The sequence below is a fragment of the Micromonospora avicenniae genome (genome assembly GCF_900156065.1).
GTDB classification, from domain to species: domain Bacteria; phylum Actinomycetota; class Actinomycetes; order Mycobacteriales; family Micromonosporaceae; genus Micromonospora; species Micromonospora avicenniae.
Genome location: NZ_FTNF01000035.1, coordinates 21,226 through 27,288, shown reverse-complemented (window position 1 = coordinate 27,288; position 6,063 = coordinate 21,226). Strand labels below are relative to the sequence as shown.

Below are 6,063 nucleotides of genomic sequence, written 5' to 3'. Positions count from 1 at the left end.
CATGAACCAGTTCGACATCATGTTCCCCGGACGCCTGGACAAGGCATAACATCACCAACCAGGTCAGGCCCTTACACAAACGAACTGACAGGCCCCCACCAAAGTCGCGCTGCGCAGCCTCGCCCGACGCTGGCTCGCATTCCAAGCCGAGATCGATGACCTCGACAGCCGCCTGGCCGCCCTCGTCACCGCCGGCGACAACCCTCACCGCTTGCACTCCGAAGCGGCTTTCGCCCGGCTCTGCGGCGTCGCGCCCATCCCGGCCAGCTCCGGACGAACCGACCGCCACCGCCTACACTGTGGCGGCGACCGCGACGCCAACCGCGCCCTCTGGCGCATCACCCTCGTCCGAATGCGCTGCCACCAGCCCACCAAGGACTACGTCACCCGCCGCACCACAGGGATGCCTCAAGCGCTACATCGCCTGTGAAGCCTTCACCTATCTCGCACCTCGCCCAACAGAGCAGGCACCATGACCCGGTGCGACTACTGACGGCAGACGAGTTCACCGCCACGATCGGGACACCCCCAGCACCAGTCGACGTCGACGAACCTCCTCCATTCGACTTCTGGCCCTACTTCGACGCCATCCCCCACGATCACTTCGCCGGCCACGATTTCAGCCGCGAGGAGGTAACGAACGTCTGGCAGATGCCCGACAGCATCCATCAGCATGTCCTCATCGCGTCCGGGACCCCGAACCTGTTCATGGTGCTCGTGCTCAACCTCCGAACAGCATCAGTACTCGGCCATCACCTGCTCGACCTCAACGAGCTCTACGGGCTCAACCAGCCACCCACGGCACCACTTGACGAACAATAGGAGCGTCCACTTCGCCGGCAGCCGGCTGTCCGGTCTCAGGACCTGCATGACAAACCGGTATCAAGACCAGCGCGGCACTCCCGCATTCACCGACATCGCGGGCGTGGGTGATACTTCCTTGCCCGCTGATCGAGGGCGACAAGGAGCAGCCGCATGCAGCCGGAGTCCGGAAACGGCGACGATGCCGTCGCCCGCGCGCGGGAGCTAGCTCTGGCCAAGCAGTTCGAGCCCGCCGTCGCACTGCTGCGCGAACATCTGACTGCGCATCCGGATGACGGTGTCGCCTGGCGCCGCCTCGCCGGCGCGTTGATTGGGCTCGACGAGGAAGCTGCCGCGATCGACGCGGCCGACCGAGCAATCGAGGTCAATTCCGAGGATGCGGTGGCCTACCGCTACCGCGCGCTGGCTCACCACCTGCTCAGCCGGTACCAGGAGTCGTATGCCGACGCGAAGCGCGCAGTGGAGCTCGCCCCCGATGACCACGAGGCACTGAGCCTGCTCGCCTTGAATGTCCTCGCGGTCGATCGCGACACGGCACGGTTCAAAGAGCTCATCCAACGAGCGCTCATCGTGAATCCAGGCAGCGCCGCAGCAAGGGGCGCGCTCAGGGGATATCGGGGGATCCGGCGCCGCACCGTAGCGGTCGCGGTAAGCCTTGCGGCCTTCCCGGTCGCGATCGTGCTGCTGTGTGGTTGGTTCGCGGTAGACACCGGCAGGTCGAGCGACGCTCGTTGGATGATCTGGCCCGGCTTTGTCGCCTTAGCCGCCATGGTGGTCATCGGCCCGCTCACTCGGTCGGCAGAACGAGTGTTCCCGATGCTCACGTTGACCCAGGTGTCCACGGCGGCGATCGCCGCTGGAGTCATCGCGGCCGGTGCGGGGTACGGCGCCACGCGAGCAATCCCAGCCGCAGCCACCCTTGGCCTGACCTCCGTCGCGATATCAGGCTTGTCGGGATTCCCCCTCTCGCGTCGCGGCGCACGAAAAGGCACGTCACAAGAACCAACGACTGGCCGTAGCTCACCCAGCCGGTTGCGTCACGCAGGTCCTGAGACCGACCTGTCACGCCGGTCCTGAGACCCGAAACCGCTGGCAGCCGGCCAGCCTCGCTCATGGAGCTGGGCGTGCCGCCACACGTAGTGCAGGCCATCGCCCGGTACGCCGACGTCAAGATCACGCTAAAGATTTACTCGCACGCCAACCTTGACGCGATGCGCCAGGCACTCGGCAAGCTCGACGGGCGACTCTCGTGACCACCGTTGCTGTCATTGCTGCCGGGGTAGATCTTGTCGGCGGCATTCGTGCTGGTGTTGATGGGTGGGCGCGGCAGGTTTCGAACCTGCGACCCCTCGCTTGTAAGGCGAGTGCTCTCCCACTGAGCTACGCGCCCGGAACGCCCGTGCGGCGGGCCGGTGGCTGGCAAGCTTACCTGCTCGCTGCCGGCCCGGTCGCACGGCGTGGCCAGATCGGGTCAGCCGGCGGCCTCGGCCAGCGCCTTTCGCCAAGTCTGCTGGTCGCGGGGCTCCCCCGGCATGTTCATCTCGGCGTACCGGATGGTGCCGGCCTTGTCGATCACGAAGGTGCCCCGGTTGGCGACGCCGGCCACCTCGTTGAAGACGCCGTACGCCTGGGCGACCGCACCGTGCGGCCAGAAGTCGGCGAGCAGCGGGAACTGGTAGCCCTCGCGGTCCGCCCAGATCTTGTGGCTGTAGACCGAGTCGACGCTGACGGTGAGCACCTGGACATCGTCGTTGACGTACTCGTCGAGGTTGTCCCGGACCTCCGCCAGCTCGCCCTGGCAGACACCGGTGAAGGCGAGCGGGTAGAAGACCAGCAGCACGGTGCGCCGGCCGCGGAAGCCGGAGAGCCGCACCTCCTGGTTGTTCTGATCCTTCAGCACGAAGTCCGGCGCCTCCGCGCCGACCGTCAACGGCATCCGGGAACTCCTCGAATCGGGACGACATGAGCCACCCCGGCGGCGGAACCGCCGGGGTACCGGGTTGCCCCCGTCGTCACCGGGGCGCCCGGCGGCTGGAGGACTACTTCTTGCTCTTGGCCCCACGGCGCAGAACGAGGCGCGCGGCGCTCCAGTCCCGGCCGGCGTTGACCGTCGAGGTCTGCTGGAGGCCGGCGGTCGGCGCGGACTCGGCGATCTCGCTCGGCTCGACGTGCCCCTCGCGCCCTGCCTTGGGCGTGAGTAGCCACACGACCCCGTTGTCGGCCAGCGGGCCGAGGGCGTCGACGAGAAGCTCGAAGAGATCACCGTCGCCGTCGCGGTACCAGACCAGTACCGCGTCGACCACCTCGTCGGTGTCCTCGTCGACCAGATCTCCAGAGCGGTCAGTCAGTGCGTCGCGGAGATCGTGGTCGACGTCTTCGTCGTACCCCATCTCCATGACGACCATGCCCGGCTCGATTCCGAACCGGTCCGCCAGGCTGCGTACCCCGTCGGCGGCCTGACCAGCGGTCGCGCTCACTGTCGCGTGCCTCCTCATCTCGTCCCTGCTCGACGTCGGTTCGACGCCGTCAGGCAAAGTCCACACAGTTGTGCGTCCCCGCGCAAGTGGCGCACCGGGTGGAACGGAATTTACCGTGCCAGGAGTGTGCGGGCACCCTGGGTAATGGCCTCTTCGGAGACCAGAACCTGACGCGCGGCCGGACCTAATGGTACAAATGAGTCAACTCCGGCTACTCGCCGTGCCGCACCGACATATCCGGCATCGACCAGCGCGGCGATCACTCCCTCGCCGACACCTCCGGAGCGGCGTGTCTCGTCCACCACCAGCACCCGGCCGGTCACCGACGCCTCCCGGATGATGTCCGCCACCGGCAGCGGGGCGAGCCACCGCAGATCCACCACTCGCGTGCCGACGCCCTCGTCGGCGAGCGCCGCCGCCGCGCGCAACGACAGACGTACGCCGTTACCGAACGTGATGATCGTCAAATCCTCGGCAGACCCCACCCCGTACACGCGGGCCCGGCCGATCGGCACGTGCCCACCCGCCCAGTCCCCCGGCCCCGCGTAGCCGGCGAGCCACTCGCCGTCACCATCGAGGTAGAGATCCCGGGTGTGGTAGAGCGCGATCGGCTCCAGGAAGACGCAGACGCTGCCGTCCACCGCCGCGCTGGCCAGGCAGGTACGCAACATGGGGGCGGCGTCGTCCGGCCGCGCCGGCACCGCGATCACCAGCCCGGGCACGTCCCGGAGTACGGCCACCGAGTTGTCGTTGTGGAAGTGCCCGCCGAAGCCCTCCTGGTACGCCAGGCCGGCGACGCGCACCACCATCGGATTGCGGTACGCCCCCTGCGAGAAGAACTGCATGGTGGCCGCCTCGCCCCGGAGCTGGTCCTCGGCGTTGTGCAGGTACGCCAGGTACTGGATCTCGGGCACGGGCAGCATCCCGGCCAGCCCGGCGCCCAGGCCGAGCCCGAGCACCGACGTCTCGTCGAGCAGGGTGTCGAACACCCGGGCCGGCCCGAACCGGTCGCGCAGGCCCTTGGTGACCCCGTACACGCCGCCCTTCGCGGCCACGTCCTCGCCGAAGACGGCCATCTCCGGGTGGTCGAGCATCCCGTCGGTCAGCGCCGCGTTGATGCTCTGCGCCAGCGTCAACGGGCCGGCCAACTCCGGCGGCTTGCCGCCGAACGTCTCGTTGCGTGCCGCCGCGCCCGGTCCGCCGGCCCGGGCCGCCGCCTCGGCCACCGCGCGGGCCACCCGTGCGGGCCGTCTGGGCGCCAGCGGGGCGACCACGTCGGCCGCGGCGGTGAGCTTCGGCTCACCGATCACCTCTTCGGCGATGCGGCGCACCTGCCAGCCGACGTGGTCGTACCGGCCCAGCAGTTCCTCGCCGCTGGCCACGCCCGCCTCGACCAGCAGGCGGGCCATGGCGGCCACCGGATCCAGGTCGAGGTCCGCGGCGATCTCCGCCGGGCTGCGGTACGCCGTCTCGGCGTCCGCACCCGCGTGCCCCATCAGCCGGACCGTACGCAGGTGCAGGAGCGCCGGGCGTCGGTGCCGGCGCACCCAGGCGGCCGCCTCCGCCGCCACCGCGTACGCCTGCACCGGGTCACCGCCGTCGGCGGCGAAGTAGCGGATCCCCGGCTTGGAGCGCAGGGTGGTCTCCACCCAGCCCTGCGGGGTCCGGACGCTGATGCCGAGGCCGTTGTCCTCGCAGACGAAGAGCACCGGAATGCGCAGGCCCGTGTGGTCGTACCAGCCCGCGGTGTTGAACGCGGCGGTGGCGCTGGCGTGGTTGATCGAGGCGTCGCCGAACGAGCAGACGACGATCGAGTCGGGCGGCCAGGGCGGGGCGACGTTCGAGTCGTCGCCGAGGCGCACCCCGCCGGCCCGCCGGGTCTCCAGCCGACGCAGCCACTCGACGGCGAGCCCCATGCCGACGGCACGGGGCAGATGCGAGGCGATGGTGGACGTGGTCGGCACGACCGCCAGGTCGGGGTGGCCGAAGACCTTGTGCCGGCCGCCGGCGATCGGCTCCCGGGCGGAGGCGACCATGCCGCGCAGCACGTCCCCGGCCGCTTCGCCGTACGCCCAGGGGCGCTCCGGCCACGCCGCCCCGCCGGCGGCTTCCCACTCGGCGTCGACCGCCGGGGTGTCGCTCGATGCCTCGTCCGCTGCGCCGGCCGGATCGGTGACGGCCGGGGCCGCGTCGTCGCGCGTCGAGTCGGCAGGCTGCTCGTCCGCCGGGTCGCCCGGGGCGCGGAAGAGGCCCACTCCCACGTCGTACCCGTCCGAGGCCGGGTCGTGCCGCACGCCGGACGGTCGGGACGCCGGATCGACGGCGCCGAGCGTGCCGGTGACCGAGCCCGCCGGCTGTGCCGGAGCGACCTCGTCCGGCTCGGACGCGATCGTGTGGGCCGGGCCGGCCGCGGCCTGAGCCGCCCGGACGCAGTAGAAGGCTCCGGAGCGGTAGTGCAGCAGGGCCGGATCGGTCGGTTGCAGCACGGCGGCGACCAGGGCGTTCGCCTCGTGGCCGGCCGACCCGATGGTGTAGAAGCCCTCGCCGAAGCTGCGCAGCCAGCGACCGGCCAGGTCCAACTGCCGGCTGGTGACCTGCGCGTCGAAGAGGTCGAGGGCCTGCGCGCCGGTCAGCGTCGCACCGTCGGTGACCGGTTCGGCCGGATCACGCCGGTGCGGCGGCGTGCCCAGCGCGGCCAGCGTCTCCCGGAACCGGTCGTCGAGATCTTGCGGGGTGGTCACGTCGGACAGCATTACCGACGAGC

General features: G+C 70.1%; 8 protein-coding genes and 1 tRNA gene. 4 read left to right on the top strand and 5 right to left on the bottom strand.

Annotated features, from left to right (window positions below; all coding sequences use genetic code 11):
- Nucleotides 1–289: hypothetical protein (locus BXA10_RS32790; RefSeq protein WP_425436135.1), on the bottom strand; the 289-nt coding region annotated here is incomplete at its 3' end.
- On the opposite strand from BXA10_RS32790, the gene BXA10_RS32785 reads away from it, so the two are divergent.
- From BXA10_RS32785 to BXA10_RS32500, 4 genes are all read left to right on the top strand, one after another.
- On the top strand, nt 212–430 hold the full coding sequence (locus tag BXA10_RS32785; RefSeq protein WP_076474019.1) for a transposase: 219 nt from the start codon (nt 212–214) through the stop codon (nt 428–430). The genes BXA10_RS32790 and BXA10_RS32785 overlap by 78 nt on opposite strands.
- A gap of 50 nt (nt 431–480) precedes the next feature.
- The gene (locus BXA10_RS28955; protein ID WP_076474018.1) at nt 481–822 is read left to right on the top strand and encodes a hypothetical protein; all 342 of its coding nucleotides are present in this window, start codon (nt 481–483) and stop codon (nt 820–822) included.
- Nucleotides 823–975: 153 nt separating this feature from the next.
- Nucleotides 976–1,899: a tetratricopeptide repeat protein gene (locus tag BXA10_RS31180; RefSeq protein WP_139338214.1), complete on the top strand. Its 924-nt coding sequence runs from the start codon at nt 976–978 to the stop codon at nt 1,897–1,899.
- Between the two features lie 47 nt (nt 1,900–1,946).
- Nucleotides 1,947–2,075: a hypothetical protein gene (locus BXA10_RS32500; RefSeq protein ID WP_281251459.1), complete on the top strand. Its 129-nt coding sequence runs from the start codon at nt 1,947–1,949 to the stop codon at nt 2,073–2,075.
- Between the two features lie 65 nt (nt 2,076–2,140).
- Here BXA10_RS32500 and BXA10_RS28945 read toward each other — a convergent pair.
- The 4 genes from BXA10_RS28945 to BXA10_RS28930 all read right to left on the bottom strand — a co-directional run bounded on the left by BXA10_RS28945 (nt 2,141) and on the right by BXA10_RS28930 (nt 6,052).
- Nucleotides 2,141–2,212: transfer RNA gene (locus BXA10_RS28945), tRNA-Val, on the bottom strand.
- Nucleotides 2,213–2,293: 81 nt separating this feature from the next.
- Nucleotides 2,294–2,758, bottom strand: a complete 465-nt coding sequence (locus BXA10_RS28940) for a peroxiredoxin (RefSeq protein WP_076474016.1) — start codon at nt 2,756–2,758, stop codon at nt 2,294–2,296.
- A gap of 103 nt (nt 2,759–2,861) precedes the next feature.
- Nucleotides 2,862–3,299 (bottom strand): DUF3052 domain-containing protein, encoded by a 438-nt coding sequence (locus tag BXA10_RS28935; protein ID WP_076474015.1) that lies wholly within the window; start codon nt 3,297–3,299, stop codon nt 2,862–2,864.
- A 110-nt stretch (nt 3,300–3,409) separates the two neighbouring features.
- On the bottom strand, nt 3,410–6,052 hold the full coding sequence (locus BXA10_RS28930; RefSeq protein ID WP_076474014.1) for a thiamine pyrophosphate-dependent enzyme: 2,643 nt from the start codon (nt 6,050–6,052) through the stop codon (nt 3,410–3,412).
- Between the last annotated feature and the right edge of the window lie 11 nt (nt 6,053–6,063).